This window comes from Bacillus sp. CIS52 (assembly GCF_053545315.1).
Window position 1 is genome coordinate 80,011 of record NZ_JBIUFR010000006.1, and the last position, 26,670, is coordinate 106,680.

Annotated in this window: 28 protein-coding genes; 18 read left to right on the top strand and 10 right to left on the bottom strand. The window is 46.6% G+C overall.

All coding sequences use genetic code 11. The features are described from left to right. The first annotated feature begins 55 nt into the window (after positions 1 to 55). The 4 genes from ACH32G_RS17510 (at position 56) to ACH32G_RS17525 (ending at position 2,677) form a co-directional block, all read left to right on the top strand. A complete protein-coding gene (locus ACH32G_RS17510) occupies positions 56 to 676 on the top strand; it encodes a nitroreductase family protein (RefSeq protein WP_448814645.1) in 621 nt (206 codons plus the stop codon). A 24-nt stretch (positions 677 to 700) separates the two neighbouring features. Further along, complete coding sequence (locus tag ACH32G_RS17515; protein WP_448814646.1) at positions 701 to 1,639, top strand: ring-cleaving dioxygenase; 939 nt, start codon at positions 701 to 703, stop codon at positions 1,637 to 1,639. A gap of 130 nt (positions 1,640 to 1,769) precedes the next feature. Further along, a complete protein-coding gene (locus ACH32G_RS17520; protein ID WP_007609195.1) occupies positions 1,770 to 2,159 on the top strand; it encodes a DoxX family protein in 390 nt (129 codons plus the stop codon). A 179-nt stretch (positions 2,160 to 2,338) separates the two neighbouring features. After that, the gene (locus tag ACH32G_RS17525; protein WP_448814647.1) at positions 2,339 to 2,677 is read left to right on the top strand and encodes a thioredoxin family protein; all 339 of its coding nucleotides are present in this window, start codon (positions 2,339 to 2,341) and stop codon (positions 2,675 to 2,677) included. 64 nt (positions 2,678 to 2,741) lie between these two features. On the opposite strand, the gene ACH32G_RS17530 is transcribed toward ACH32G_RS17525, so the two are convergent. Next, positions 2,742 to 3,125 (bottom strand): DUF2512 family protein, encoded by a 384-nt coding sequence (locus ACH32G_RS17530; RefSeq protein WP_003156684.1) that lies wholly within the window; start codon positions 3,123 to 3,125, stop codon positions 2,742 to 2,744. Positions 3,126 to 3,276: 151 nt separating this feature from the next. Between ACH32G_RS17530 and ACH32G_RS17535 the strand changes: the two genes are divergently transcribed. The 4 genes from ACH32G_RS17535 to tatC all read left to right on the top strand — a co-directional run bounded on the left by ACH32G_RS17535 (position 3,277) and on the right by tatC (position 6,719). Further along, complete coding sequence (locus ACH32G_RS17535) at positions 3,277 to 3,705, top strand: cell wall hydrolase (RefSeq protein ID WP_029575244.1); 429 nt, start codon at positions 3,277 to 3,279, stop codon at positions 3,703 to 3,705. A 261-nt stretch (positions 3,706 to 3,966) separates the two neighbouring features. Continuing rightward, positions 3,967 to 5,718, top strand: coding sequence for an alkaline phosphatase D family protein (locus ACH32G_RS17540; protein ID WP_448814648.1), 1,752 nt, complete (start codon positions 3,967 to 3,969; stop codon positions 5,716 to 5,718). 12 nt (positions 5,719 to 5,730) lie between these two features. After that, positions 5,731 to 5,928 carry a twin-arginine translocase TatA/TatE family subunit gene (locus tag ACH32G_RS17545; protein ID WP_003156681.1) on the top strand — a complete coding sequence of 66 codons (198 nt, stop codon included), beginning with the start codon at positions 5,731 to 5,733 and terminating at the stop codon, positions 5,926 to 5,928. A gap of 62 nt (positions 5,929 to 5,990) precedes the next feature. Then, positions 5,991 to 6,719, top strand: a complete 729-nt coding sequence (gene tatC / locus ACH32G_RS17550) for a twin-arginine translocase subunit TatC (RefSeq protein ID WP_448814649.1) — start codon at positions 5,991 to 5,993, stop codon at positions 6,717 to 6,719. Here the strand turns inward: tatC and pcp are convergent. Further along, positions 6,716 to 7,363 (bottom strand): pyroglutamyl-peptidase I, encoded by a 648-nt coding sequence (pcp, locus tag ACH32G_RS17555; RefSeq protein WP_448814650.1) that lies wholly within the window; start codon positions 7,361 to 7,363, stop codon positions 6,716 to 6,718. The genes tatC and pcp overlap by 4 nt on opposite strands. A gap of 71 nt (positions 7,364 to 7,434) precedes the next feature. On the opposite strand from pcp, the gene ACH32G_RS17560 reads away from it, so the two are divergent. Further along, complete coding sequence (locus ACH32G_RS17560; protein ID WP_448814651.1) at positions 7,435 to 8,562, top strand: aminotransferase class V-fold PLP-dependent enzyme; 1,128 nt, start codon at positions 7,435 to 7,437, stop codon at positions 8,560 to 8,562. Positions 8,563 to 8,596: 34 nt separating this feature from the next. Here the strand turns inward: ACH32G_RS17560 and lmr(B) are convergent, their stop codons facing one another. Both lmr(B) and ACH32G_RS17570 read right to left on the bottom strand, forming a co-directional pair. Continuing rightward, positions 8,597 to 10,036, bottom strand: a complete 1,440-nt coding sequence (lmr(B), locus tag ACH32G_RS17565; RefSeq protein ID WP_448814652.1) for a lincomycin efflux MFS transporter Lmr(B) — start codon at positions 10,034 to 10,036, stop codon at positions 8,597 to 8,599. A 37-nt stretch (positions 10,037 to 10,073) separates the two neighbouring features. Next, positions 10,074 to 10,640 (bottom strand): TetR/AcrR family transcriptional regulator, encoded by a 567-nt coding sequence (locus ACH32G_RS17570; protein WP_016936853.1) that lies wholly within the window; start codon positions 10,638 to 10,640, stop codon positions 10,074 to 10,076. A gap of 176 nt (positions 10,641 to 10,816) precedes the next feature. On the opposite strand from ACH32G_RS17570, the gene ACH32G_RS17575 reads away from it, so the two are divergent. The 4 genes from ACH32G_RS17575 (at position 10,817) to ACH32G_RS17590 (ending at position 15,041) form a co-directional block, all read left to right on the top strand. Next, the gene (locus ACH32G_RS17575) at positions 10,817 to 11,932 is read left to right on the top strand and encodes a type II asparaginase (protein WP_095241813.1); all 1,116 of its coding nucleotides are present in this window, start codon (positions 10,817 to 10,819) and stop codon (positions 11,930 to 11,932) included. A gap of 195 nt (positions 11,933 to 12,127) precedes the next feature. Further along, the gene (locus ACH32G_RS17580) at positions 12,128 to 12,772 is read left to right on the top strand and encodes an esterase/lipase family protein (RefSeq protein WP_016936851.1); all 645 of its coding nucleotides are present in this window, start codon (positions 12,128 to 12,130) and stop codon (positions 12,770 to 12,772) included. Between the two features lie 136 nt (positions 12,773 to 12,908). Beyond that, a complete protein-coding gene (locus tag ACH32G_RS17585; protein ID WP_016936850.1) occupies positions 12,909 to 13,979 on the top strand; it encodes a helix-turn-helix domain-containing protein in 1,071 nt (356 codons plus the stop codon). Between the two features lie 129 nt (positions 13,980 to 14,108). Then, entirely contained in the window at positions 14,109 to 15,041 is a 933-nt protein-coding gene (locus tag ACH32G_RS17590) for an aldo/keto reductase (RefSeq protein WP_448814653.1), read from the top strand. A gap of 43 nt (positions 15,042 to 15,084) precedes the next feature. Here the strand turns inward: ACH32G_RS17590 and ACH32G_RS17595 are convergent, their stop codons facing one another. Further along, positions 15,085 to 16,080 carry a DUF5105 domain-containing protein gene (locus tag ACH32G_RS17595; protein WP_448814654.1) on the bottom strand — a complete coding sequence of 332 codons (996 nt, stop codon included), beginning with the start codon at positions 16,078 to 16,080 and terminating at the stop codon, positions 15,085 to 15,087. A gap of 128 nt (positions 16,081 to 16,208) precedes the next feature. Between ACH32G_RS17595 and ACH32G_RS17600 the strand changes: the two genes are divergently transcribed. Both ACH32G_RS17600 and ACH32G_RS17605 read left to right on the top strand, forming a co-directional pair. After that, positions 16,209 to 17,609: a YcdB/YcdC domain-containing protein gene (locus tag ACH32G_RS17600; RefSeq protein ID WP_448814655.1), complete on the top strand. Its 1,401-nt coding sequence runs from the start codon at positions 16,209 to 16,211 to the stop codon at positions 17,607 to 17,609. A 200-nt stretch (positions 17,610 to 17,809) separates the two neighbouring features. Further along, complete coding sequence (locus ACH32G_RS17605; RefSeq protein WP_448814656.1) at positions 17,810 to 19,168, top strand: YcdB/YcdC domain-containing protein; 1,359 nt, start codon at positions 17,810 to 17,812, stop codon at positions 19,166 to 19,168. Here the strand turns inward: ACH32G_RS17605 and ACH32G_RS17610 are convergent. Then, the gene (locus ACH32G_RS17610) at positions 19,165 to 19,668 is read right to left on the bottom strand and encodes a M15 family metallopeptidase (RefSeq protein WP_045926298.1); all 504 of its coding nucleotides are present in this window, start codon (positions 19,666 to 19,668) and stop codon (positions 19,165 to 19,167) included. The two genes, ACH32G_RS17605 and ACH32G_RS17610, sit on opposite strands and share 4 nt — an antisense overlap. 110 nt (positions 19,669 to 19,778) lie before the next feature. On the opposite strand from ACH32G_RS17610, the gene ACH32G_RS17615 reads away from it, so the two are divergent. Beyond that, on the top strand, positions 19,779 to 20,900 hold the full coding sequence (locus ACH32G_RS17615; RefSeq protein WP_016936844.1) for a response regulator aspartate phosphatase: 1,122 nt from the start codon (positions 19,779 to 19,781) through the stop codon (positions 20,898 to 20,900). A gap of 113 nt (positions 20,901 to 21,013) precedes the next feature. Beyond that, positions 21,014 to 21,790, top strand: coding sequence for a glucose 1-dehydrogenase (locus ACH32G_RS17620; protein WP_448814657.1), 777 nt, complete (start codon positions 21,014 to 21,016; stop codon positions 21,788 to 21,790). 3 nt (positions 21,791 to 21,793) lie between these two features. Here ACH32G_RS17620 and ACH32G_RS17625 read toward each other — a convergent pair whose 3' ends face one another. The 4 genes from ACH32G_RS17625 to ACH32G_RS17640 form a co-directional block, all read right to left on the bottom strand. After that, on the bottom strand, positions 21,794 to 23,032 hold the full coding sequence (locus tag ACH32G_RS17625) for an MFS transporter (protein ID WP_045926295.1): 1,239 nt from the start codon (positions 23,030 to 23,032) through the stop codon (positions 21,794 to 21,796). A 74-nt stretch (positions 23,033 to 23,106) separates the two neighbouring features. Continuing rightward, positions 23,107 to 23,364: a hypothetical protein gene (locus ACH32G_RS17630; protein ID WP_016936841.1), complete on the bottom strand. Its 258-nt coding sequence runs from the start codon at positions 23,362 to 23,364 to the stop codon at positions 23,107 to 23,109. A gap of 15 nt (positions 23,365 to 23,379) precedes the next feature. Further along, on the bottom strand, positions 23,380 to 24,003 hold the full coding sequence (locus ACH32G_RS17635) for a dTDP-4-dehydrorhamnose 3,5-epimerase (RefSeq protein ID WP_029575243.1): 624 nt from the start codon (positions 24,001 to 24,003) through the stop codon (positions 23,380 to 23,382). A gap of 1 nt (position 24,004) precedes the next feature. Further along, entirely contained in the window at positions 24,005 to 24,646 is a 642-nt protein-coding gene (locus tag ACH32G_RS17640; protein WP_029575242.1) for a dTDP-4-dehydrorhamnose 3,5-epimerase family protein, read from the bottom strand. Positions 24,647 to 24,868: 222 nt separating this feature from the next. Here ACH32G_RS17640 and ACH32G_RS17645 point away from each other — a divergent pair, with 222 nt between their 5' ends. Beyond that, positions 24,869 to 26,551, top strand: a complete 1,683-nt coding sequence (locus tag ACH32G_RS17645) for a glycoside hydrolase family 13 protein (protein WP_327815999.1) — start codon at positions 24,869 to 24,871, stop codon at positions 26,549 to 26,551. The last annotated feature ends 119 nt before the right edge of the window (positions 26,552 to 26,670 follow it).

A 26,670-nucleotide genomic window follows, 5' to 3' on the forward strand; every position in this document is an offset into this window, starting at 1 on the left:
TTGATTTTTTATACGATAATATCTCGAATTCGAGATAAAAAGGAGTGCGAGAGAAATGGCTGAATTTGTACAGCTGGTAAATGAAAGAATATCTGCAAGTAACTTTCTTCCAGATCATCCAATCACAAGAGATGAACTCAACGAAATGTTTGAATTGGTTGCGTTGGCTCCATCAGCTTTTAATTTGCAGCATACAAAATATGTGACAGTTCTTAACCCGGATGTAAAAGAAAAGCTGAAGCAGGCCGCAAACGGACAATATAAAGTGTTTAGCTCATCAGCGGTTCTTTTGGTTTTAGGGGATAAGCAGGCATATCAGCAAGCGGCTGACATCTATGAAGGGTTGAAGATGCTGGGGGTATTAAATAAACAAGAGTATGATCACATGGTTCAAGACACCGTTTCGTTTTATGAAAACAGGGGAGAACCATTTAAGAGAGATGAGGCGATAAGAAATGCTTCACTTTCTGCGATGATGTTTATGCTGAGTGCTAAGGAAAAAGGCTGGGACACCTGTCCGATGATAGGGTTTGATGCTGAAGCCGTGAAAGAGATTTTGAATATAGATGATCAATTTGAGGTTGTCATGATGATTACAATCGGGAAAGAAAAAACAGAAAGCAGAAGGCCGCGCGGCTACCGAAAGCCTGTGAATGAGTTTGTGGAGTATATTTAACTATTTGTAAAGGGGCGGATAAAAATGGCTAAAAAAACGATGGGAATCCATCATATTACAGCAATTGTCGGTCATCCTCAAGAGAATGCTGATTTCTACGCTGGAGTGCTGGGGCTGCGATTGGTCAAGCAAACGGTCAATTTTGATGATCCTGCTACGTATCACCTTTATTTTGGGGATGAAGGCGGGAAGCCGGGAACAATCATCACCTTCTTTCCGTGGGCGGGCGCCCGCCAAGGCATCATTGGAGACGGACAGGTCGGCGTGACATCTTACGTCGTGCCGAGGGGTGCTATGGCATTTTGGGAAAAGAGACTTGAAAAGTTCAACGTGCCATACACAAAAATCGAGCGTTTTGGAGAACAATATATAGAATTTGATGATCCGCATGGCCTGCATTTAGAAATCGTGGAAAGAGAAGCAGGGGACGCCAATACGTGGACTTTCGGAGATGTAACCCCGGATGTTGCCATTAAAGGCTTTGGCGGTGCAACCCTGTTATCAGCACAGCCTGAAAAAACAGGTGAATTGTTAGAAAACATCATGGGGCTTGAGCGAGTCGGCAAAGAAGGAGACTTCGTTCGTTATCGTTCTGACGGTGATATCGGAAATGTGATTGATCTGAAATTAACGCCTATCGGCCGCGGACAAATGGGTGTCGGCACGGTCCATCACATCGCTTGGCGGGCTCAGGATGATGAAGATCAATTAGATTGGCAAAGATTCATTGCTGCGCACGGATATGGTGTAACTCCTGTTCAGGATAGAAACTATTTTAATGCGGTTTACTTCAGAGAACATGGGGAAATCTTATTTGAGATCGCAACTGATCCGCCGGGCTTTGCCCATGATGAGTCACAAGAAACAATGGGCGGGAAATTGATGCTCCCTGAGCAGTATGAACCGCACCGGGCACAAATTGAACAAGGGCTGCTGCCGTTTGAAGTGAGAGAACTAGATTGATTTATAGATGAACGTGAAGCATGAAGAAAAATAAAAAGACATACATTTAACAGATGTTTGCTGGAAGCGGCTGTTGGTAAACAGCTGCCTTGCAGACATCATATAATATGAAAAATAAGGAGAGATAAAAATGGAAGATGCAGGACTATTACTTATTCGAATCATGATTGGTGTGGTGTTTCTGTTTTATGGATCACAAAAATTATTCGGCTGGTTTGGCGGATACGGGATTAAAGGAACCGGACAATGGTTCGAGTCAATTGGAGTTAAACCAGGTAATGCCGCGGCCGCTTTATCAGGTCTCGGGGAACTCGCAAGCGGAATTTTATTTATTTTAGGTGTATTCCTCCCGCTTGGAGCTGCTATCATAACGATTATTATGTTAGGTGCCATTGTAAAAGTTCATGGAGCGAAAGGGTTTGCGAACGGTGCCGGCGGCTTTGAATATAACTTGGTGCTGATTGCAGTTTCCATCGGAGTTGCACTCATCGGTTCAGGAGCTTACGCTTTGCATTTTTAATATAAGGATCTAAGAACAGTTACTGAAAAGCGGTAACTGTTCTTTTATTTTTCAAGCACAACGTTAAGGTGCTCTGAATCGCAAAAAAGCGGATATGTTCAATATAAATGTGTATAGTGAATGTACGAGTATTAATGAGCTTGGTCATGAAAGACGAGCCGATTTGAAGGAGGGTTTTGATGAAAGAGCTGACAGACTTACATTCATTAGATTCTATCGAGAATTTTATTAAACAGCATCAATTCAGTTTTACCTACATTTCAAGACCCGCCTGTACAGTATGTCACGCTGTTCTGCCGCAGCTCAGAAAGGTATTGGATCAGTTTCCGAATATCAAATTGGGGCATATCAATGCTGACGAGGCAGAAGAGGTTGCCGGCAGATTTTCAGTCTTCACTGTCCCCGTGCTTCTTTTGTTCATTGATGGGACTGAGTTTCTGAGAGAAGCCCGCTTTGTTCATTTTGAACAGCTCGAAGAAAGGCTGAAAAGGGTTTATCAGTTATATCAAGATGTATAAAGCGTTTATACCTTTACAAATAAAAAGCCCCCTTTAAGGGGGCCGTTATCCGGCCTTTTTTGCGTTATTCGGACCGAGGCTCTAAAAATCGGGACCCGCCCAAGTCTTTTCTCATCAGATAAATATGGAAAAAATATTCTCCGACAGCGATGATGACGGCGGAAATAAGAGCGGCAAACGCCAGTCTTCCTCCTGAAATGCCCATGGACAGCGGCATTCCCATCAGCCAGACAACAAGAAACGCAATTCCGAAATCAGCGGACGCCGCCGTGATATTATTCCATCTCGGCAGCACGTACAGATCGCCCGTAAAGTAGGAAACAGCTCCCAACACAATGGTCATCAGCAGCACGTCGCCGAATGTAAAGCGAAAACCTAAGCCGAGTATGAGATACAGAATAATGATGGTCATGATGCCTTTAATGGCAAGCGCTTTAATATGTTCCATGCGAATTCCTCCTTATGGAAATCATGTTAGTATGTTTCCTCATCCCGTGAAATATAAACCTTTTTTTGTGAACATTTGTTTTCTGGCTTTTGGCTGTCATCACTGGGCCGCGGCTGAATATGATGAAGGGAGAAAAACGGGAGGTGTCATGATGGCAGTCGTAAAAGCGTCGAGCGCCGATGTCGATCTAATGGCAAGGCTGCTCAGGGCGGAAGCGGAAGGCGAAGGAAAGCAGGGAATGCTTTTGGTCGGCAATGTAGGAATCAATCGGGTGCGGGCGAATTGTTCTGATTTTAAAGGCCTGCGCACCATCAGGCAGATGGTGTTTCAGCCGCACGCGTTTGAAGCGGTGACTCACGGATATTTTTACCAAAGGCCGCGCGAATCTGAGCGGAGGCTTGCCCGACGTAATATTAGCGGAGAACGGTTTTGGCCGGCTAAATTCAGCCTGTGGTATTTTAAGCCGCCGGGAAACTGCCCGCCGACATGGTACAATCAGCCGTTTGTCGCCAGATTCAAATCCCACTGCTTCTATCAGCCGACAGGGGAAACGTGCGAAAACGTGTACAATACATTTTAATCCCGGAGCACCGTTCTCAGAATGAACGGTGTTTTTTAATTTCTTGTGAAGAAAAATAGGAACAAAGTGCGCTTGACGGATGAAAAGCCAAACAGAAACAGAGGGGGATTTCTCCCGGACGGGAAAGATTTGTCGAAACAATGTGAAAAATGTCTCCCGCCGTTCACTTTCCGCCCTTACAAATCCTTCACACTTCTTCATAACGGTTTAACATTTCTTTTCTATAATGGGGGCGATCAATGAGACGAAAGGGGAACTGACATGACACATGACGGCCGTTTAGATGAATGGATCAAGGAATTGGAGAACAAAAGCTTTCAAAACAATACGTTTGACCGCCGCGCATTTATACAGGGCGCCGGGAAAATCGCAGGCCTTTCCCTCGGGCTGGCGATCGCGCAATCCATCGGCGCGTTTGAAGTGAATGCCGCTCCGACATTTTCAAACTATCCGTTCACCCTCGGCGTGGCCTCCGGTGATCCGCTGTCTGACAGCGTCATTCTCTGGACACGTCTTGCCCCGGACCCGCTCAATGGGGGAGGAATGCCGAATCAGGCCGTTCCGGTTAAATGGGAAATCGCCGCAGATGAACATTTCCGCCATGTCGTCAAACGCGGAACGGAAATGGCAAAACCGAATCTCGGACATTCCGTCCATGTTGAAGCGGACGGGCTTAAGCCCAATAAAGTGTACTATTACCGGTTTAAAAGCGGGCATGAGCTCAGCCCCGTCGGCCGGACGAAAACGCTGCCCGCTTCCGGTGCTGACGTATCCGCCATGACGTTTGCGTTTGCCTCTTGCCAACAGTATGAACACGGCTATTATACGGCGTATAAACATATGGCGAAGGAAAAGCTTGATCTCGTATTCCATCTCGGAGATTACATTTATGAATACGGGCCGAACGAATATGTGGCAAAGACGGGGAATGTCAGGACGCACAGCAGCGCCGAAGTGTACACGCTGTCAGATTACCGCAACCGTCACGCCCAATACCGCTCAGATGCCAATCTGAAAGCTGCCCACGCCGCATTTCCGTGGGTCGTGACTTGGGACGATCATGAGGTGGAGAACAATTATGCCAATGTCATTCCCGAAAAAGGCCAATCGGTTGAAGCGTTTGTACTCAGAAGGGCTGCGGCTTATCAGGCATATTATGAACACATGCCGCTCAGACGCATGTCGCTTCCGAACGGCCCTGATATGCGGCTGTACAGGCAATTTTCTTATGGCAATTTAGCGTCGTTCAATGTGCTTGATACAAGACAGTACAGAGATGATCAGGCCAACGGCGACGGGAATAAACCGCCTTCTGATGAATGGAGAGATCCGAAGCGCACATTGATGGGGGCAGAGCAGGAGCAATGGCTCTTCGACAACTTAGCCGCTTCAAAAGCGAAGTGGAATGTGCTGGCCCAGCAAATCTTTTTCGCGCAATGGAATTTCGGAACAACCGACAAGCCGATATTCAGCATGGATTCATGGGACGGCTACCCGGCGCAGCGGGAGCGGGTCATCAATTTTATAAAAAGCAAAAACCTGAACAATGTCATCGTGCTGACGGGTGATGTTCATGCAAGCTGGGCGTCAAACCTGCATACCGATTTTAATCAAACGAATTCAAAGATCTTCGGAGCCGAATTCGTCGGGACTTCCATCACATCGGGAGGAAACGGGGCGGATAAACGGGCCGATACGGATCAAATCTTAAAACAAAACCCGCATATTAAGTTTTTCAACGATTACCGCGGCTATGTCCGCTGTACGGTGACGCCTGCCCAATGGAGGGCGGATTACAGAGTGGTGCCGTATGTGACGGAGCCGGGGGCTGAGGTTTCCACGCGGGCTTCATTCATTTATCAAAAAGACCAGACGGGGATTCGGAAGGTCTCACAAGCAGCGGTTGCAGGCGGATTAAAGCAGTCAAATGAGGTGGAAGAGGATCGTTTCTTCGCCCATAACAGTGCGCATGAAAAGCAAATGAGAAAGAAACGGGCCAAAATTTCACAATAAGGGGGCATACTTATGTTTTCAAATATCGGCATTCCCGGGTTAATCTTGATTTTTGTCATCGCTCTGATCATTTTCGGGCCTTCAAAGCTTCCGGAAATCGGCCGTGCCGCCGGCCGCACGCTGCTTGAATTTAAAAGCGCCGCAAAAACACTGGTCTCAAATGAAGAGCCGGACAAGCAGACGGCTGAGAAAGACAAAACGGCAGGCTGAATCCTGACACGGGGGCAGAGATCCGTTTCTGCCCCCTTCTTTGATATAAGGAGGAAGTACGATTGGATAAAAAAGAAACCCACTTGATCGGGCATTTAGAGGAAGTCCGGCAGCGTCTCATTAAAACCGTTATCGCCTTTCTCGTGTTTTTTATCGGCGCATGCTGGTTTGTGCAGGATATTTATGACTGGCTGATCAAGGATTTGCATGGAAGACTGGCCGTTTTAGGGCCGAGCGAGATTTTATGGGTGTATATGATGATTGCGGGAATATGCGCCCTTACGGCAGCGATTCCGGTTGCGGCCTTTCAGCTCTGGCGTTTTACGGCGCCGGCTTTGACCCCGTTTGAACGCCGCGCCGCTTTGCTTTACATTCCGGGGCTTTCGCTTTTGTTTATTATCGGAATTTCCTTTGGGTATTTTGTGCTGTTTCCGATTGTGCTCGGATTTTTAACACAATTATCCGCCGGCCATTTTGACATGGTATTTACGGCGGACAAGTATTTTACTTTTATGCTTAACATGACATTGCCGTTCGGGTTTTTGTTTGAAATGCCTCTGGCCGTCATGTTTCTGACGCGGCTCGGGATTGTGAACCCATCCCGGCTGGCAAAGGCGAGGAAGCTTTCGTATTTCGTGCTGATCGTCGTCTCGGTGCTGATTACGCCGCCGGATTTTATGTCTGACTTTCTCGTCATGATTCCGCTGCTCGTCCTCTATGAAATCAGTGTGACGCTGTCCCGCATCGTTTACCGAAAGAAGAAATGGGCCGAGACGGCGTCAGCCGCTTAGTGAAGCTCGCCTCCGCCGGTTTCAATATCGTCCTCATGCGCCGCGGCGGTCACCGCGGCGATTTTGAGCGCTTTTGTGATGTGATCCAGGCTGAGGCTCGGCGCGGACTTCTGCAAGGTTTGCTCCGGAATGTACGGGATGTGAATAAACCCGCCCCGGATGTGCGGATGATGGCGGCTGATTTCATCCATCAGCCCGTAAAAGAGATGATTGCATACAAACGTCCCCGCCGTGTAGGATACAGCCGCGGGAATGCCTTCCTTTTTTATTTCTTCAACGATCCGTTTGATCGGAAGGCCGGTCCAGTAGGCCGCGGGACCGCTTTGAGAAATGTCTTCCCCGACAGGCTGATTCCCTTCGTTATCCGGTATGCGCGCCTCATTCAGGTTGATTGTGACCCGTTCCGGCGTGATCTGCATTCTGCCGCCTGCCTGTCCGGCACAGATGATAATGTCGGGCTGATGTTTCTTGATTGCCTCCCGCAGCACGGCAAGGGACTTATAAAAAACGGTCGGCACTTGTTCAGATACGATAGCAGCGGGGCCTTCAGCGGCACCGTCCAGCCGTTTGACCGCTTCCCATGAAGGATTGACCGTTTCCCCGCCGAAGGGGTCAAAGCCTGTCAGCAATACTTTTTTCTCCATACAAAACCCTCCTTTTCTTTTTACCATACTCTATAATGGACATATATTCCTGCCGAAGGGGGAAACATGCCTTGAATTCGTCTTTGGTGCCATACCGATCTTTATTTCCGGCGCTCCGCACACATACGATGCTCGCCAGCTGCTCCCAAAGCGCTCTTGCCCGGCCGGTTTCAAAAGCGATCAATGACTACCAGGAAAGCCTGCTTCAGAACGGCGGAAACTGGGATGAAGCCATGGGCCGCACGGAGCAGGCAAGGTGTGAATTTGCGAAATTAATCGGCGCTAAGCCTGAAGAAATCGCCATTTTACCTTCAGTAACGGCTGCCGCCTCTGCCGTCGTCTCAGCTTTACCGGATTGCCGAAAGAAGCAGGCGGTGTATACGGAATTGGATTTTCCGGCAATCGCCCACATTCTGAAGGCGCAGACTGAGATGGAGCTTTCAGTCATCCCGTCTGAAGAAGGAATGATCCCGTTAGAACGTTATGAGACATATATCACGGAGCAGACGCGTATCACCTGTGTTCCGCATGTGTCCTATACATCCGGTTTTGTCCAGGATATGAAGCGCATTGCCGAGATATCCGCAAAGAAGGGATCGCTTCTTTTTGTCGATGCTTATCAATCGGCGGGGCACATCCCGATTGATGTAAAAGAATGGGGAGTTGATATGCTCGCTGCGGGCGCGAGAAAGTATATGCTCGGCATACCGGGAACGGCGTTTCTTTATGTCAGAAAGGAACTTGCCGAACGGCTGAAGCCGAAAGTCACCGGGTGGTTCGGACAGCAGCGGGAGTCGATGCTGGATTTGACCCGTTTTTCTTATGCGGACGGAGCCAAACGCTTTGAGACCGGAACTCCGGCATTTATCAGCATATATGCGGCACAGGCGGCTTTATCCCTTTTAAACGATGTCGGCACAGACCGCATTCATCGGGAAGTAAAAAAACTCAGCGCATTTGCGTATGAATACGCTTCTGAAAAAGGACTGACTCTCACAGGCCCCCCGTCAGCCGATGACAGACCCGGCATGATTTCCATACGGGATGAAAAAGCGGCGGAGACCGCTGCGCTTTTGAAGCGGAAAAACATCGTATGCGCACCCAGCGGACAACTCATCCGGCTGGCTCCTCATTTCTATAACACGGCCGATGACCTTATCTGTGCGATTGATGAATTGGCTGAAGCGCTCATGATATAAAAAACAGCAGACCCGCGGGGAGTCTGCTGTTTTCTTATGAGTGATTCACTTTGACCCGTTTCATAAAGAAAGCGCTGATCAGACCGATAACGGCGACAATCATCGCGAAGATAAAGGCGTGCTGGACGCCCGCAATCAGCGCGTGAGAGTATGCGGAAGGATCATTCGGGTTTTTCGCGGTGCTCATATAATTCTTCTGGCCGGCAGCCATGATGCTGACCGCCACCGCAGTGCCGATTGCGCCGGCCATCTGCTGGAGCGTATTCATAATGGCTGTTCCGTCCGGATAAAATTCCGGCGGCAGCTGATTTAAGCCGTTCGTTTGCGCCGGCATCATGATCATGGAAATTCCGATCATCAGGCATGTATGAAGCGCGACAATCAGAAGCGCCGTTGAAGCGCCGTTAATGTTTGAGAAAAACGAAAGCACGGTTGCCGTGATGACAAACCCGGGAATGACAAGCCACTTCGGTCCGTATTTATCAAACAGACGTCCCGTCACTGGAGACATAAAGCCGTTTAAAATACCGCCCGGAAGCAGGATGAGTCCGGACGTAAATGCCGTCAGCAGCAATCCGCTTTGTAAATACATAGGCAAGAGAAGCATTGTTGATAAGATAACCATCATACAGATAAATACAATCACGACACCGAGAATAAACATCGGATAGCGGAAAGCGCGCAGATTCATCATCGGCTGCTTCATTTTCAGCTGCCTGATGGAGAATAAAATGAGCGCGATCGCACCGACAGTAAGCGAACCGATAACCGTCGGGCTTGACCAGCCGCCTGATCCTTCGCCCGCATTGCTGAAACCGAAGACGATGCCGCCGAATCCGATCGTAGACAGAATAATGGAAAGCACGTCAATTTTCGGCTTTGTAATGTCGGATACATTCTGCATGTAGGCGATGCCGAATAAAAGAGCCAAGACGAGAAACGGCAGGGAGATCCAGAAAATCCAATGCCAGTTCAAGTGTTCTAACACAAGCCCTGAAAACGTCGGACCGATTGCAGGAGCGAACATGATGACAAGCCCGATCGTCCCCATTGCCGCTCCGCGCTTATGCGGCGGGAAGATGACGAGGATCGTATTAAACATCAGCGGCAGCAGCAGTCCGGTTCCTAAAGCCTGCACGATTCTTGCCGCCAAAAGAAACGGAAAGCTCGGCGCAAGCGCTGCAATCAGCGTGCCGATAATGGAAAAAGCGAGTGAAACGATAAACAGCTGTCTCGTCGTAAACCATTGCAAAAGCAGACCTGAAACCGGGACAAGAATACCGAGAACGAGCAGATAGCCCGTCGTCAGCCACTGGACGGTCGCGGGAGTGATATGCAGCTCCTTCATCAGGTCGGTCAGGGCAATATTCAGCGCCGTTTCACTGAACATGCCGATAAATCCTGCCATCAGCAAAGAAATCATGATCGGCATAACTTTATATTGTTTGGAAGGCTGAGCGTTTTCCAAAAACATTCTCCTCTCTTTCTTTACGTAACATGTCTCTTGTATTTTATGTCTTCAGCAGGTTGGGGATTTGTTTGGAAATATGGATGATCGGCATTTTGTCTTTTTTTGCTAAAGACAAAATGATGCCGCCTTCTATCATGGCATTTAAAACAGTGCTGATTTCCGCCGCTTTCTCATCGGAAAACCCGGCTGATCTCAATTTGCCGGCGAACAGATTCTCCCATTCCTGATAAGCGCATTGACAGGCCTGCTGGAGCTTTTCGCTCGTTAAAGCCGTCTCAGCAGCCAGTAAACCGACAGGAAATCCTTCAAAATTCTCCGGACATGTGAATTGGCTTGATAAGTCCTGTAAAAACGCTTGAATGCTTTCCGCAGGGTCGGGATAGGCATCAAGGCTTTCTTTTATTTTCATACGGATATAATGGCTCATTTCTTTGACAGCCTCAATGGCGAGCTGCTCTTTGCCGTCCGGAAAATGATAGTAAAGAGAACCTTTCGGCGCGCCGCTTTCTTTAATAATCTGATTCAGTCCCGTGCCGTAATACCCCTGAAGCTGAAACAGCCTGGTTGCCGCAGCGAGGATTTTTTCACGAGAATCTCCATAACTCATAATGTTCCCACCTTACTGATTGATGACAAATTTAAAATATAGTGACTGGTCTATTATCTTGATTTCCCATGACGGTGTCAAGGGTTTTTACAGTTATTTTCTTCGGAAGATTGCCTGACAAGCGCATTGACCGATGAGAGGGAAATCTTCATAAATAAAGAAAAGGAGAGAAAAGAATGAAAAAACAATTCATGCCATTCATTACATTTATCACGGCTCTATTCTTCATAGCGGCCGGCTGCTCCCAATCTCCTCAGGCGAAAGAAACACCGCACCAGATGGCAGCCGCAACCTCAGCAAAAAAAGACGGACTGCCGAATATTAAAATTCTTGCCACCGGCGGCACAATTGCAGGCGCTGCTCCTTCAAAGACGTCCGCCACGGAGTACACCGCAGGGGCAATCGGAGTTGATGCCCTGATTCAGGCAGTCCCGGAGATGAAGGAGATCGCGCATGTCAGCGGAGAACAGATTGTGAATATCGGCAGCCAGAATATGAATAACGAGACCCTGCTGAAACTTTCAAAACGGGTAAACAAGCTGCTCAAGTCTGATGATACAGACGGCATTGTCATTACACATGGAACAGACACACTTGAGGAAACCGCCTATTTTCTCAATCTGACGGTCAAAAGTGACAAACCCGTCGTGGTCGCCGGGTCAATGAGGCCGTCCACGGCGATCGGAGCTGACGGGCCGTCCAACTTATATAACGCGGTAAAAACCGCGGCTGCGCCTGATGCGAAAGGCAAGGGGACGCTTGTCGTATTAAATGACAGAATCGCTTCGGCGCGATATGTGACAAAAACCAATACAACCGCGACCGACACATTCAAATCGGAAGAAATGGGTTATATCGGTACGATTGCTGATGACATCTATTTTAATAACATCATGACCCGAAAGCATACGAAAGATACAGATTTCCAGATCGATAAACTTGATAAACTGCCGCAGGTCGATATTATATACGGCTATCAAAATGACGGAAGCTATCTCTTTGAAGCCGCCGCAAAATCAGGAGCGCAAGGCATTATTTTTGCAGGCCCGGGAAACGGCTCAATGTCTGATGCGGCGCAAAAAGGCGCCGTAAAGTCGGTCAAAAGCGGGCTGGCGGTTGTCCGCTCCACAAGGACGGGAAACGGGGCGGTAACACCTAATCGAGAGTATGAAAAAGACCATCTGACAGCTTCAAACTCTCTCAACCCTCAAAAAGCGCGGATTCTGCTGATGCTCGCGCTGACAAAAACGCATGACCCTAAGCGGATTCAAACCTATTTCAATGAGTACTAGGAGAAGAGAACCAGGTGTTCTCTCCTTTTTTTGTTTGCCGTATTAAAGTATAAGTGTGCTTTCGGGAAAGGGGCGTCTTTCTCATTTTTCCGCCTCTTTTTCAATTGTTGAAAACAGGAAAAAATACTCTATTTTTTCCTTTTCTTCTCTAATAGAATGAAAATTGCAAAAAATTACATAACAGGAGGAAAGTTCATGAAACAAATCAAAAGCAAAATCCTAGCGATTCTTACAGTCTGCATGCTGTCCGTCATTTCCGTATTTGCCTTCCAGCCGACCGTATCGAAAGCCTCCTCAGAGCATAACCCGGTTGTCATGGTCCACGGAATCGGCGGGGCGTCCTTTAATTTCGCGGGAATCAAAACGTACTTGGCATCCCAAGGCTGGTCAAGAAATGAGATGTACGCCATTGATTTTCTGGACAAAACCGGAAACAACAGACACAATGCACCGAGACTGTCAAATTACGTGAAAAAAGTGCTCAGCGAAACGGGCGCGAAAAAAGTCGATATCGTCGCGCACAGCATGGGCGGCGCCAACACGCTCTATTACATTAAAAATCTTGACGGCGGGGACAAAATCGCAAACGTCGTCACACTCGGCGGAGCGAACGGTCTTGTGACCAACAGAGCGCTTCCGGGAACTGATCCGAACCAAAAGATTTTGTATACATCGATTTACAGCTCAGCGGACTTAATCGTCATGAACCCGCTGTCACGGCTGATCGGCGGGAAAAACGTGCAGATTCACGGTGTCGGGCACATCGGACTTTTAATGAACAGCCAAGTAAACGGGCTGATTAAAGAAGGTCTGAACGGCGGCGGACAAAATACAAATTAACCGTTTCAAAGCCCCGGAGAAAGAGAATCTCCCGGGGCCTTTTTTTCTTCCAAATTCTTTTTTAGCCGTAAACCAAGCCCTCTGAAGTTATTTTTGTTAAAATAATAAAGTTATATCAGAATTCGGAGGGTTTATTGTGGGAAAAGTGAAAAGAAATGCCCCTTGCCCATGCGGCAGCGGGAAGAAATATAAAAAATGCTGCGGAAGTAAAGCAGCTGCCATTCCGGCAGACATCGCGGCAAAAGAAGCGAAACAGATTCAGGAAAGCCTAATGGAGTACGCCTTTACAGCACATAGAGACGGCATATCATCATTTATTAACCAGCACGAGTTCATTGCAGAGCTGGACAGACAGACAAAAGACATCGGAGTCTTCAACCTCGGCATCTGGGGCATTTTCTTCCGACCGCTGGCAGGCGGCAAGACGATTTTTGAAGAATACCTTCAGAAAAAAGCCGGCGGCATCAACCGTCCGAAAACACGAGAAATCGTTGAATCATGGAAAAGCATGACACCAGCGGTTATGGTGCTTGAAGATGTGAAAGAAGGAATGATTCACTTTGAAGATGTGATGACGAAAAAACAATTCAAAGTGGAAATGGACGTCAGCCAGCAGGATCTTCCGCCGGAGGGAAGCCTGATTCTCGGCTATCCGATCCACGAAGCGGAAAAAGCGGAGTTCTTCATGCAATTTACGATCTTCCCTGTGAAGCGGACCGAAGCTTTGATCAGCAAAGTGAAAAAAGCGGCGGCCCCGGCCCTTGCGGAAGGAAAATCGCCTGAGCGCTTTATGGAGGAAAACTTCGACACTGTGCTGGCCGCTCTTTTAGGAACTGCGGAAGAGCCTGAGCAGGCTGCTGAAGAAAAGCAGACAGAGTGGGCCAACGACATGGAGAAGGAAACGGCAGACGCCATTGAAAAAGGCCTGAGCGGGGATGAATACCCGGCTGAGCTGGTTCCGGCCGTTATTGATCTGTGGAAAACGTTCTGTGTCAAAAAAGCACCGACGATCAGAAAGCCGGAAGCTTTCGCGGCGGCGGTCGAATATTATGTGAACAGCATTTCTCTGAACGGCGCGTCCGTTTCTCAAGCGAAGCTGGCGAAGAAGTACGGCGTCAGCGCCTCAACGATTTCCAGCCGCTATAAGGAAATCGAGGGTGCTCTCACGGATGAAGCCGAACGCTTCGCCGCAGCTCTGACATCTTAATACACGGCAAAAAAACCTTGAAGGGCAAACGCTTTTCAAGGTTTTTTCTGTAGATAGGCTCTCAGGCAGGATAATTCTTACCGTCTATCTAATACTAAACAGAGGTATAAAAGGAAGGGGACTTGAGCCATGGAGGACACACGTACGCTGGGCAGGACGGATTTACGGGTAAAGCGTATCGGTTTTGGCGCAAATGCGGTCGGAGGACATAATCTGTTTCCTAATCTCAATGATGAAACGGGAAAAGAACTCATCCGCACAGCATTGGATGGCGGCGTCAATTTTATTGATACGGCGTTTATATACGGTTTGGGGCGTTCAGAAGAGTTAATCGGTGAAGTTGTCGCAGAGCGCGGCGTGCGGGACAGCCTCGTCATTGCCTCAAAGGGCGCGCCCAAAGAAGTCAACGGGCAGATCGAACTGGACAACAGCCGTGAATTTCTTCGAAGTGAGGCGGAAAAAAGCCTGAAGCGGCTGAAAACAGATGTGATTGATCTGTACTACGTTCACTTCCCTGACGGAAAAACACCGCTGTCCGAGGTGGCGGGTACGTTAAAAGAACTGAAGGACGAAGGGAAAATCAGAGCAATCGGCGCGTCCAATCTCAGCTTCGGACAACTGCAGGAGTTTAACGCGGACGGCTATTTAGAGGTTTTTCAGTCGGAATATTCACTGATTCAGCGTGAGGCGGAGCGCGATCTGCTGCCTTACTGTGAAAAGAACGGCATTTCCTTTATTCCTTATTTTCCGCTTGCTTCCGGCTTGCTGACGGGAAAGTTTACAAAAGACACAGTCTTTGAGGACAGCCGAAAGAACAGGCCGCCGTTTCAGGGAGAAGCTTTTCACCAAAACCTGGAGAGAGTGGATAAGATGCGGGCCGTTGCTGAAGAAAAAGGCGTGCATACAGCGCATATCGCACTCGCGTGGCTTCTGTCGCAGCCTGCGGTGGATGCGATCATTCCCGGAGCCAAACGCCCCGACCAGCTGAAACACAATCTGGACGCGCTTGATGTGCAGTTAACCGAGGACGAGGTTCAATATATCAGTGATATCTTTAAGTGAAAATAAAAAAAGGAAATAGCCTGCGCTATTTCCTTTCTTGTTGTCAGGACGTTTTCAAAAACGCTTCCGTCAATCCTTCCAGATCGGCATCTGTATCCAGATACCACTGGCCGCGGGCGTTTTTCTTCATTTCAATTTCTTTTGTCACTGAAGAAGAAGCCGGTTTCAGGCGCATAAACTCTTCTGGATAGACAGAAAGCAGGTGGCTGACAATTTCGTTTTCATCAGCATCGGGGTGCTTTCCGGCATAGTCTTGCACGCGGTCTTGCAGCCGGCCCGCAAGCGGAGACATATCAAGCGGCGTCACATTGGCTTCAAGGACGGCTTTTTTACCTGACATGGATTTGGTATGCACCTTGAGCTCTGTGTTATCCCGCAGGGCTGATGACATGGCGTCAATAATAGCGGAAATGGCTTTTGAATCCGCCTGTTCCTGTGAAATGCCTGCTGAAGCGATAAAGCTGGCTTTCGCCGATTCCTGATATGCGGCGGCCGTCATTTTTTCATTTACGCCGGTCAGGCGGGTGAAATCTTTATTGTGCTTGCCGTACAGCATCACATCAATGTATGCGGATAATGCGTCCGCCGGTTCAGGTTTTGCTTTTGAGGCTGTGCCTTTGACTTTCAGTTTATAAGATAAAGGCTTCGCGTCTTTTGCCTGCGGCTGATATACCAATTCATATGACTTGCCTTCGTCAGCCGTGAAGTACAGATTGCCCGTCACTGTCTTGCCCGCATGAAGCGTGCCGCTCTGCATCTGGTCTTCCTTATCGGCCGCCGCTGTTTTCGCGTCATCCTGGTAAAGCGAGAAGTCGCTGCTTTTGACGGTAAGCGGGTCTTTGCCCGTATTTTTGACGGTGACCGTTACTTTAAGTACGGCCGGATGTTCGGTATCGTCTGAAGCGGCCCACGCCGTATCTTTTATATTCACTTTCGCCGTGCCGCTTTCCTGGCCGCTGCTCGTTTCGCTGCTGCATGCGGCAGTAAATGCCGTGAGAAGCAAAATGAAAAACACGGCGCTCATTTTTTTGATGGACATCTGGTTAACCCCCTGTTGTTGTAATGGTTGATTCAATAGTCATGAAGAAAGGCAGGTTAATTATACTAGATTTGTTTAAAAGAGTCTTGGTAATCATTAATCTTTTTGGAAGAAAAGGAAGTGTTATGATGAAAAAAGAAGAATTGAAACAGCTGGCTCTCAGAATCGGAAACGTACCTGCAGGCTACGAGAGTAAGGTGGAAGAACACCAGGAAGATGAGGTTCTGTTTTGGTGGGAAGACAAGAATGATCCGGAAGCCGGCATCATGGTCGAATTGGACGGGGACGGAAAACTGAAATCCTTATCCCGTCCGGCTTTTCGGACTGATCTGCCGCCTCTTTCGGAATCGGACATAGAAGAACGGATGCGGGCGTTTGCAGAAACCCACCGTCCGGGGGCATTGGCTGAGTTCGAATGGGAGAAAAAAAGCTCCGTAAATGATGGTGATGTAAGATATTCCTATGTTCAGATGGCTGACGGTCTGCCGCTTCCGATGACCGGTTTTTACATCGACCTGGCTGTGACAGGGGAGGTAACCGGCTTTTCTTATTATGTGAGGGCGGATGAGCTGTTAAGACCCGGGACAATTGCGGACAAGCGGGATGCATTGGCTCACTTTGTCAAACAAATAGAAGCAGAGCTATTGTTCACCGTACTGCATCAGTCCGTCTATGTGCAGGGGGATGACAAGCCCCATCTCGTCTATGAAATCGTGTCTCCGACGCGGCCGATATCGGCTGACCTGAAGGAAGAGAATGAAGAATTAGAAGAGTATGAAGAGCTGGAAGACGACACGCGGCCGTATGTCCCGATTTCACGCCCTGCACCTGAAGCGGAAAAGATGAGCATCAATGACATGATCGGGCTGCATGACGGTTTTTATAAAGAGAGGGAAAGCGATCTTGGAGAGGGCAGTATCGGTATTGCCTGGCGCCCTGAAAAAACAAAATCCGTACGGGAAGATAAAAGCTTTGAAAGTCTGTTAAAAGAGCGGAATGAACATGTATTGAAAACAAGGTATGATAAAGAATCGGGCCGACTCACCGGGGTGATGTCATTTATACAAAGTGAAGGCGAACCGGAGTTTTCCGAGGAAGAATGCCATCACATGGCCATCCGCTTTTTATTTGCCATGTTTCCGGAAGCGGATCAGTATTTCCGGGTTCAATATGATGAGCCGGATGATGAAGGAGAAAACGCGGGACTTACATATAAGGCTTGTTCGGGCGGCGTTGATTTGCGATTCGGAGAGGGGAGAATCTGTGTCAGCAAAATGACGGGTCTTGTCACTGTATATATGCCGCCGGAAATTGATCCGAAAGAGCTTGATCATATCGATCCGGTTCCTTCATTGACAATGGAAGAGGCGAAGGACGCGATCCGCCGGAATATCAAAGCCGAGCTCGCTTGGGATCGCTGTTACGATGACGACAGCTGCCGAAAAGTGTACAGGCTCGTATACAAGCCGGTTTTCCCGCGGTTTATTGAGGCGCATACGGGAGAAGCGATTATGAGTTTAATAGGCTGAAGGGCATAGGCATTCGTCCCGGGACTTTCGCGGGAAGCATGACATTTGTATGAAAAACAGCCGCTTTGAATACGGCTGTTTTCCCTCTTTGCTAAAAATAGACACATAAAAGGCACTTTCTTCCCTTTAAAAGGATAAGGACGTTTTTATATAATAAAAAACAGTTCTTTTTTATACACTCTTCTGAAAGGATGACCCCATTGCTGAAAGAACATCTGAGAAAAAAAGCGCTGGAGATCGGGAACATACCGCCGCACTATGAGCTTGAAATAGAAGATTTTGATGAAAAACAAAAAACGAGAGCCTATTATATATGGAAAGATCGCAACCATCCGGACAAAACGGTAACGATTGAGCTGGGCGGCGACGGATCTTTGCTTGCATATTCGCGCAATGACCGTCCGGATTCAGACATTCAGCTGTCAGATGCCGAATTAAAGCTGACGGCTCTTCGGTTTGCGGCCAGACACCGCCCGCTAACTTTTATGAACTTCACTTTTCAGGCGAGGGAAGAACGCAATGGGTGCATCCGTTTTAACTATACAAAAAAAGTGTTCGGCAGGCCGCTTCCCGATTCGGGTTTTTTCGTTGATGTAACCGAGAGCGGCTTCGTCGTGCAGTTTATCTACTATGGGGATAGGGGTGAAGCGCCCGTCCCGGAAACATTCGTCGATCAGGAGAAAGTGATCTCGCATTATATGAGCGGGCTGTCATTCAGTCTCGTCTATGACGTTGTCAATTTTGAGAAAACGCCGCGTCTCGTCTATGAACCGATCCTGCCGGCCTACAGCTATCCTGCCGGAGAAGATGAAATCGTTCCGGATCAGCCGCTTTGCGAAGACAGAAACGAACCGGCAAAACCGCTTCCCGCGCTTAAATATAAAGGGGAAGCCAGCATCTATGAATTGATGGGGTTTACCGCGGATATGATTCAGACACGCCGCCGCGGCCTCGGAGATGAGATCGGAACGACATGGCGGAAAGGGTCAGTTCCGGAACGGAAAGATTTGAGTATAGAAAGCTATTTTGAAAGCAGCAACAAAAATACAATGAAGATGAAAACGGACAAAAAGACAGGGAAAATGACGGCCTTTAAATCTTTTATTGAGCATGCGGGCCCGGCCGTTTATTCAGCAGAAGAGTGTGAGGAAGTCGCACTTCAGTTTTTATACAAGCTTTATCCGAGAGCGGAAGAGTTTTTCAAAATGAATCCGCTGAAAACGGACGGCAGGGGCCGGTTCCGCTTCCATTTTTCCGTATGGTATCGGGATATTCCGCTCCGTTTCGGCGCTGCGAGGATCATTGTCAGTCCCGTAACCGGGCTTGTGGAAGCTTACATGGCGCCTGATATTGATCCGGAGCAGCTGGAGCGGATCAATCCGGTGCCGGCCGTTACCCTTGAAGAAGCAAAGGCCGCTTTTTTATCTGATTTCCATCTGCAGCTGGAATGGCAGCGCGATTTTACGCCGTCCGGCAGTGAAGGGTATAAGCTTGTGTACAGGCCTGTATATCCTCCGTATATTGATGCGCAAAAGCGAAAAAAGAAAAGGTTTTATTAGCCAGGGATCATTTGTAAATGAGGATAATCTTTAAAGCCTCTCCAATCGCCTCCCCAATCAAAACCGAGCGTTTTGGCAATCGATACGACCTCAAGCCAATCGGGCGTGCCGTTTCGGTTTCCGTCATACGTCATATCCCAAATCAGGCTGCCATCCTTTTTCTGCAGGGCGAAGTCGATGGCAAGGCCGTAATTGTGGTATGATTCTCCGCCTTTTGCGTAGGTGACGATGTTTCCTTTTTTTGAACGTCCTTGACGGTACAATTCGTTTTGTTCCTCAATTGATCTGAAACCCTCTGTGATAACGACGGTGATGCCTTTTTTCAGTGCGGCCGTCTGCAATAACTGCGCATTCTGTTTAACGAGCGGATGAAGATCGCTTGGTATATCTCTTTCCTGTAATGCCGTTTGCGGCCTCAGTTCTTTCTGCACATAGGAAAAACATAGGTCTGCGGAAAAGAAGAGGATGAAAAGCAGCGCTATTCTGGCTGGTAATCTCATGGCGGAATACTCTCTTTCTTTAATTGGTTAAAATCTTTGTTTGCTCACTGTTATAAATTTGCTATGATAAAATATAACATAATTAGTAGCCGGAGGAAGGAGGCAAATCTATGAAATCCAAGATTCCATCTGAAGAAGTAGCCGTAAAGATGAATGAATGGTATAAGCTGATCCGTGCGTTTGAAGCCGATAAAGCTGAAGCGCTGAAGCGGGAGATTCAATATGAACTCGAAGATATGGAAGAGAACCAGGACTTATTATTGTATTTTTCATTGATGGAATTTCGGCACCGCATCATGCTGGATAAATTAAAACCCATGAAAGACTGCGACGGCCGGCCTCCGTTCTCTGAAATGCTCACTGAGATTGAGATGAACCAGCAAAAGCTGACCGGTTTACTGGAATACTATTTTTACTATTTCAGAGGAATGTATGAATTTAAGCAGAAAAACTTCATCTCAGCGATTTCTCATTACAAACGGGCTGAGGAAAAGCTTGAATATGTGGAAGATGACATAGAGAAAGCCGAGTTTTTGTATAAAATTTCTGAAGTGTACTATCATATCAAGCAGACTTTCTTTTCGATGAATTACGCGGGACAGGCGCTTGATATTTACAAGAAATATGAATTATACGGGATGAGAAGGGTGCAGTGCAAGTTTATCATTGCCGGAAATTTGATGGACGCCCAGCAGCATAAAAAAGCGCTGGAATACCTTGAATGCGCCTTGGAGCACGCGGAGCGGCTTGATGATCAGTATATGATTGCTGCGGCCTATTATAATATCGGACACTGTATGTACAGTCTGGGTGACTTTTGCAAGGCGGCGGATGACTTTGAACGTGCGGCTGCCGGCTTTGAAGCGCACAGCTTCCAACAGGTCATTCAGGCTGTTTTTTCACTCACACATATATACTTTAAAATGGAAAAATACAGTGAAGCCGCCGCCAGCTGCGCACGGGGCATGAAAAGCGCGGCGGAGTGGGAAGATGAGATCTATATGACAAAATTCCGTCTGATTAAAGAGCTTTATCAGGGGGAAGGCGGGCAGGACTCGCTCAAAGAGTATTTTGATATTCTGGAATCTAAGGAACTGTTGGCTGACACGGAGGAGCTGCTTCAGGATGCGGCCCATTTCTTCCATAAACGGGGGAACTACAAAGCGGCATCTTATTTTTTCAGCCGGCTTGTCGGCGTGCAAAAAAGGCTGCAGATGAACAACTACGCATAATGAAAATGAACGGTGGAGCTTCGGTCTCATCGTTCTTTTTATGATTCCTTCTGTTTTCAGCCGATCAAAACCGGGTACATGCCCTGTATCAACATCAGGGAGGAAATGAGACAATGTATCAGGATTTACAGGAAAAAACGGCGATTGTAACAGGTTCTTCGAAAGGAATCGGAAAAGCCATTGCCGAACGCTTCGGCGATGAGCGGATGAATGTGGTTGTAAACTACCTCGGTGATGCTGTCGGAGCAGATGAAACGGCGGCCATGATTGAGAAAGCGGGAGGCAGAGCCGTCACCGTAAAAGCCGATGTATCCTCAGAGAAAGAGATTCAGGCGCTGTTTGATGCCGCACAGGAGCATTTCGGCGGAGTGGACGTGATGGTCAACAATTCCGGCTTTAACGGTGCCGAAGCGATGCCCCACGAAATGAGTCTGGAGGATTGGCAAAAGGTCATCGACGTCAACGTGACCGGCACCTTTTTGGGGGCGAAAGCGGCCCTTAAACATATGCTCGATCGCGGAAAAAAAGGAACGGTCTTAAACATATCGAGCGTCCATCAGCAAATACCCCGCCCTGAAAACGTGCAGTACTCAGCATCCAAAGGCGGGATCAAAATGATGACGGAAACGATGGCGCTCAATTATGCATCCAAAGGCATCCGGGTCAATGCCATCGCTCCCGGCACGATCGCTACGGAGTCTAATAAGGATCTGGAAGATGAAACACATAAACAGGCCCAGCTGAAAAAAATTCCGATGAACGCCTTCGGAAAACCGGAAGAAGTCGCAGCCGCCGCCGCTTGGATGGTGTCTGAGGAAGCAAGTTACGTGACCGGAACGACACTTTTCGTCGACGGAGGCATGACGCTTTATCCGTCTCAGCTGGAGTGAACATTACACTAATTTCTTATTTTTAATGTCACTTTCTTCTTTTAGGAGACGCCAGTCTTCGTTTCGAAGTGAAGTAAACAGAAAAACAATATTTGTCAAGATAATAATAAATGAGCCTGCTTGGAACACATGCAAAGTGCCAAGCTTATGAGAAAAATAGCCTGCGGCTAAAACGCTGAGGGGAGCCAGTAATGTTGAAATGAGCCTTGAACCGCTAAAAACGCGTCCTAAATAGTCAGCAGGGACATGAGTCTGAAAAAGCAAACTTACAAGTCTGGAATTTAAACCTATGCTCCCCATTAAAATGGAATTAAGAATCCCGATTATAAGCCAATGATCGCTGTATGCAAGAATCAGTAAAGACAATGCAGTCATGAAAGATGAAATAAATAATGCATGTGCTGACTTGAAAAAACGGTGCACGTAGGGAAGAATAACTCCGCTAATGATTCCGCCTGCAGCACTTAGCGTATAAATGAAACCGATTTGTGTTTCCGTGATATGAAGCTCTTCTTTTAGTTTGAACATAATCATAAGAACCGCCCCTGTTAACCCTAAATTTATAAATAGGTTCCATAACGTCAGCAGCTTGTAAACTTTAATCGAGAGGGTATATTTAAGACCTTCAAAACTTTTCCTGAGAATTTCCTTAGGAGTTGCAGCGGCTGTTATCTCTTTATCTGAGTAGTTTATTAATTTAAGCGAGAAGATAAGGATTAAAAAACCTAAAAATGTAAACCATAGGCTGTTAAACAATCCAAATATAGTTAATGATAAACCGGCTATTGAAGGGCCAATTGATGTGGCTATTGATAAAGCGATCTGAGAAAAAGAATTAGCTGAGGGCAGATCACTCTTTTTCACGATTTCAGGAATGATAGATATGTCAGTTAAACCATACATTGCGATTAGCAGATCAATAAAAAAGGCAATGAATAAGACAAGAGGTGCTGTTAGGATCTGCAATTCATGGAAGATCGGAATTAAAGAAATGAGGAATGCCTGCGATATTGAAATGAAGATAAGTACCTTTTTCCTATTATATGAATCAATAACAGCGCCGCCAAAATAGGCTGCAAGAAAATCTGCCAGAAAACCTAGAGCGTAGCAAACCCCCATTAATATTGGAGAGTTCGTGAAATAAAGTATTAACAAGGGGAGAACAAGGTCATATATATTTTCAGTTAATTTGTGTATAAAATTACTGCTGACTACGAAAAGAAACGCTCTGTTTTTAATCATGATTTAATCCTTTCCCATAATGTTAAATACAATAAAGAGAAGAACTTAGGACAGCTAAGTTCTTCTCGATTACTCTACTCAATCGTAACTTCGTAATTGTCCCCTATTTCTTTCAGTAAATCTTTAGCGCTTTTTGCTTCAATTGAGGCAGCGCCATAAGGTGTTTGAGCGATTTTTCCAAGCAATGCAATCGAGGCTTCATCCATAAGCTGAGGAGTAATACAATTGATGAATGCCTTTAGCCCTTCTTTTTCTAAAGGATTATCAATTTTGTTTACTAGATCTTCCAGCTCATGCAGGGAAGTATATATATCTTCCATTACAGTTGTCATTTATATCACCCCCTTTCAATTTCCCGTTGGTTTCATTTGTATTCGTCTCAGTTCCCCGTCAATATAAGCTTTATAAGAAAATGGAGGTGTTTTACCAGTTTTCAGGACTTCTTGCTCCTTTTTTAACAGGAATTGCAACGCCTCTTTGGGCAGAGGGAGTTTATTGATATTTACTTTAGGGAATTCCTCCGCATTTGTATTTTCAGAAAAAATTAGGCGGTCATTTCCTACGATATAACCATTATTTTCGTTTGTTGCAAAAAGTATTGGTTCGGAACGTATTGTTGTATTTTTCAATCCAAGGAATCTCTTTGCAATGCCTCTTTCTATAACTAAATGTTTTCGGGGGTCAGGTGTGAATTCCATTGTTAATTTTTGATGAAGTGTAGGGGAGTTCTCTCTGCAATCAATAAATTCAGCTGTTATCATTTGATTTTCGTTTCCGATAAAAGTGAATCTGTCAATTTGTCCAATATGCAAATAAAAGTTTTTATAATGGGTATCATCCTCAAAAAAGAATACATCAGTAACAATCGGCCCCTCATTTGCCACCAAAGTATAACTGCGGATTCCAGTTCCTACATAATAATTTTTTTTCCAATACAGTCCCTGTATATTAGTTTTTTCGATTGTATTCATGCTACACCTCACTTCTTTTTTTAGGTTTTAAATTTACATAGCGCATTTCGCCATCTAATTGAATTTGAAATCTATGAGGGAATTCTTGGAGATCTTTCATATTGTGTTGTTGAACTTTAAGAGCGAATTCATAGGCTTGTTTTGGGATAGGATATTTGTTCACTTCTAAAATGGGGAAATTTTCAATGCTTTCATTTCTATCTACATTGACGACGTCATTTGCCATATTATAATGAATGTTTCCAGTTGAGAGATACCAAATAGGCTCGTCTCTAGTTAAGACATTTTCCAGTCCATCAAAAGTGTGTGCAATGCCTCTGTCAATATAAAGCATTTTTTTAGGATCTGGATAATATTCAAGTACTACTTTTTTATGAAGTGTTGGTGAGTCCTTTCTGCAATCAACAAAATGACCGATGATTTTTTGTGTTCTGTCACCAAAAAAAGTTAATCTATCTACCTGGGCTATGTGAATGCCGTAATGTTGATAGGAGAATTGATTACTATGAGTAACCATATCAGAAATCCCGGGCCCATCGCTTGCTATTACGTGAGAGTATTTTTCATCAGGAGAACAAGTATATAGATTCTTTTGGAAAAACAATCCTTCAATTTCGGTTTTCTCGATCTCTTCCTCTTTCATTAGTATCCTTCCTCTCATTTGATTTAAATACTGATTATTTTGAATAAACTAATAATAACCAATTTTTAGAATGTTGTAAACATATTTTGTAATAATTGGATTTTTTTATTTTTGGTCTGTGACTCAAGTGGTCATATCATGTTTGGAAATATAGGGAAGACCTTGTTTACATTTAATAAAAATAAGGAAATAATCTATTAAAAATAAAGGAGATTAGACTTTATGCCGAATGACTGGTGGAAAGACGCCGTTGTCTACCAAATCTACCCGCGGAGCTTTCAAGACACGAACGGTGACGGCATAGGCGACTTGCGGGGAATTATCGCGCGTCTCGATTATATAAAAGAGCTTGGCGCCGATGTAATATGGATCTGTCCGATTTACCCGTCGCCAAACGTTGACAACGGCTACGATGTGACAGATCACCAAGCAATTATGGAATCATACGGAACGATGGAGGATTTTCACGATCTGCTTGCGGAATGCCGCAGCCGAGGATTAAAGCTTGTGATGGACTTCGTCTTAAATCATACATCCACAGAGCATCCTTGGTTCAAAGAGGCGGAAATGAATCCCGACGGCAAATACCGCGATTATTATATTTGGCGGCCGGGCACCGCGGACGGCCCGCCGACCGATTGGGTGTCGGCTTACGGACAATCCGTCTGGCAGTACGAAGAACATACGGGCGAATATTATCTGCATATGAACGCCGTCAAACAAGCCGATCTGAATTGGGAAAATCCCGAAATGCGGCAATCCGTGTACGAGATGATGAGATTCTGGCTCGATAAAGGCGTGGACGGCTTGCGTATAGACCAGCTCCATTTTCTGTCCAAAAAAGAATACTTGGCGCCGTATGAAGATTATATCGCTCGCCGGGCCGATCCGAAGCCTTTCCGGCCAAACGGAGCACGGATACATGATTATTTAAAAGAAATGACGAAAGAGGTATTTTCCAAATATGACGTGATGTCGGTCGGCGAGGCCGGATCAGTGACGCCTGAGGAGGGGCTCGTTTATACGGGAACCGATGAGCATGAGCTGAATATGATTTTTCATTTTCAGCATATGGAGCTTGACCAGAAGCCGGGCCAAGAGCATTGGGATGTAAAGCCGCTTGAGCTGGCCGATTTGAAGAAAGTGCTTACAGACTGGCAGAAAACACTTGAACATCAGGGCTGGAATACGCTGTATTGGTGCAATCATGACCAGCCCCGGATCGTATCCCGCTTCGGAGACGAAGGCAAATACCGAAAGGCATCAGCCAAAATGCTTGCCGCCCTGCTTTATTTCATGAAAGGCACGCCGTACATTTATCAGGGAGAAGAACTCGGCATGACAAACGCCCCGTTTGACAGGATTGAGGACTATCAGGATATTCAGACCGTCAATATGTATCACAAAAGGGTATTTGAAAAGGGCAGTGACAGAGAAGAAGTCATGGCGTCCATTATGGCGAAAAGCCGTGACCATGCCCGTACACCGATGCAGTGGGACGGCAGCAAGAATGCCGGGTTTACAAAAGGAGAACCGTGGCTGAAGGTCAATCCCAATTACAAAACCGTCAATGCAGCCGAGGCTCAGGATGATCCCGATTCTGTATTGAACTTTTACAAAAAACTGATCCGCCTGCGAAAACAGTATGCTGATGTCATAAAAGGCAGCTACACGCTGCTGCTTCCTGATGACCCGCAGCTGTTTGTGTATGAAAGACAGGCAAACGGACAAAAACTCATCTCCATCAGCAACGTATCGAAAGAAGAAGCCGTTTTTTATTGGCCGGATGGCTCCAAACCTGAAAGCGCCGAGCTTCTTCTCAGCAACTATGAAAATGGCGGCGGCGCGGAATCCCGCATCACATTCCGCCCTTATGAAACAAGAGTCTATCTGCTGGCCTGCTAAGAGTCAGACCCCCCCTGTCCTTACCTGACGGGGGCTTTATAGGTAAATCGGATATCAATTTAGAAAAAATATCTTGCAAAACGTAATTACTTCGTTTTATTATGGTATAGGTAACAAAT

Bases quoted from the DNA above. Each gene is read 5' to 3' on its own strand.
- ACH32G_RS17570 (WP_016936853.1), bottom strand. From the start codon at position 10,640: ATGAGTTATGGAGATTCTCGTGAAAAAATCCTCGCTGCGGCAACCAGG.
- ACH32G_RS17630 (WP_016936841.1), bottom strand. From the start codon at position 23,364: ATGACAACTGTAATGGAAGATATATATACTTCCCTGCATGAGCTGGAA.
- ACH32G_RS17510 (WP_448814645.1), top strand. From the start codon at position 56: ATGGCTGAATTTGTACAGCTGGTAAATGAAAGAATATCTGCAAGTAAC.
- ACH32G_RS17535 (WP_029575244.1), top strand. From the start codon at position 3,277: ATGGCAGTCGTAAAAGCGTCGAGCGCCGATGTCGATCTAATGGCAAGG.
- ACH32G_RS17515 (WP_448814646.1), top strand. From the start codon at position 701: ATGGCTAAAAAAACGATGGGAATCCATCATATTACAGCAATTGTCGGT.
- ACH32G_RS17580 (WP_016936851.1), top strand. From the start codon at position 12,128: ATGAAACAAATCAAAAGCAAAATCCTAGCGATTCTTACAGTCTGCATG.
- ACH32G_RS17590 (WP_448814653.1), top strand. From the start codon at position 14,109: ATGGAGGACACACGTACGCTGGGCAGGACGGATTTACGGGTAAAGCGT.
- ACH32G_RS17610 (WP_045926298.1), bottom strand. From the start codon at position 19,668: ATGAGATTACCAGCCAGAATAGCGCTGCTTTTCATCCTCTTCTTTTCC.
- ACH32G_RS17595 (WP_448814654.1), bottom strand. From the start codon at position 16,080: ATGTCCATCAAAAAAATGAGCGCCGTGTTTTTCATTTTGCTTCTCACG.
- pcp (WP_448814650.1), bottom strand. From the start codon at position 7,363: ATGGAGAAAAAAGTATTGCTGACAGGCTTTGACCCCTTCGGCGGGGAA.
- ACH32G_RS17600 (WP_448814655.1), top strand. From the start codon at position 16,209: ATGAAAAAAGAAGAATTGAAACAGCTGGCTCTCAGAATCGGAAACGTA.
- ACH32G_RS17625 (WP_045926295.1), bottom strand. From the start codon at position 23,032: ATGATTAAAAACAGAGCGTTTCTTTTCGTAGTCAGCAGTAATTTTATA.
- ACH32G_RS17620 (WP_448814657.1), top strand. From the start codon at position 21,014: ATGTATCAGGATTTACAGGAAAAAACGGCGATTGTAACAGGTTCTTCG.
- ACH32G_RS17545 (WP_003156681.1), top strand. From the start codon at position 5,731: ATGTTTTCAAATATCGGCATTCCCGGGTTAATCTTGATTTTTGTCATC.
- ACH32G_RS17540 (WP_448814648.1), top strand. From the start codon at position 3,967: ATGACACATGACGGCCGTTTAGATGAATGGATCAAGGAATTGGAGAAC.
- ACH32G_RS17635 (WP_029575243.1), bottom strand. From the start codon at position 24,003: ATGAATACAATCGAAAAAACTAATATACAGGGACTGTATTGGAAAAAA.
- ACH32G_RS17645 (WP_327815999.1), top strand. From the start codon at position 24,869: ATGCCGAATGACTGGTGGAAAGACGCCGTTGTCTACCAAATCTACCCG.
- ACH32G_RS17530 (WP_003156684.1), bottom strand. From the start codon at position 3,125: ATGGAACATATTAAAGCGCTTGCCATTAAAGGCATCATGACCATCATT.
- ACH32G_RS17525 (WP_448814647.1), top strand. From the start codon at position 2,339: ATGAAAGAGCTGACAGACTTACATTCATTAGATTCTATCGAGAATTTT.
- ACH32G_RS17640 (WP_029575242.1), bottom strand. From the start codon at position 24,646: ATGAAAGAGGAAGAGATCGAGAAAACCGAAATTGAAGGATTGTTTTTC.
- ACH32G_RS17615 (WP_016936844.1), top strand. From the start codon at position 19,779: ATGAAATCCAAGATTCCATCTGAAGAAGTAGCCGTAAAGATGAATGAA.
- ACH32G_RS17575 (WP_095241813.1), top strand. From the start codon at position 10,817: ATGAAAAAACAATTCATGCCATTCATTACATTTATCACGGCTCTATTC.
- ACH32G_RS17520 (WP_007609195.1), top strand. From the start codon at position 1,770: ATGGAAGATGCAGGACTATTACTTATTCGAATCATGATTGGTGTGGTG.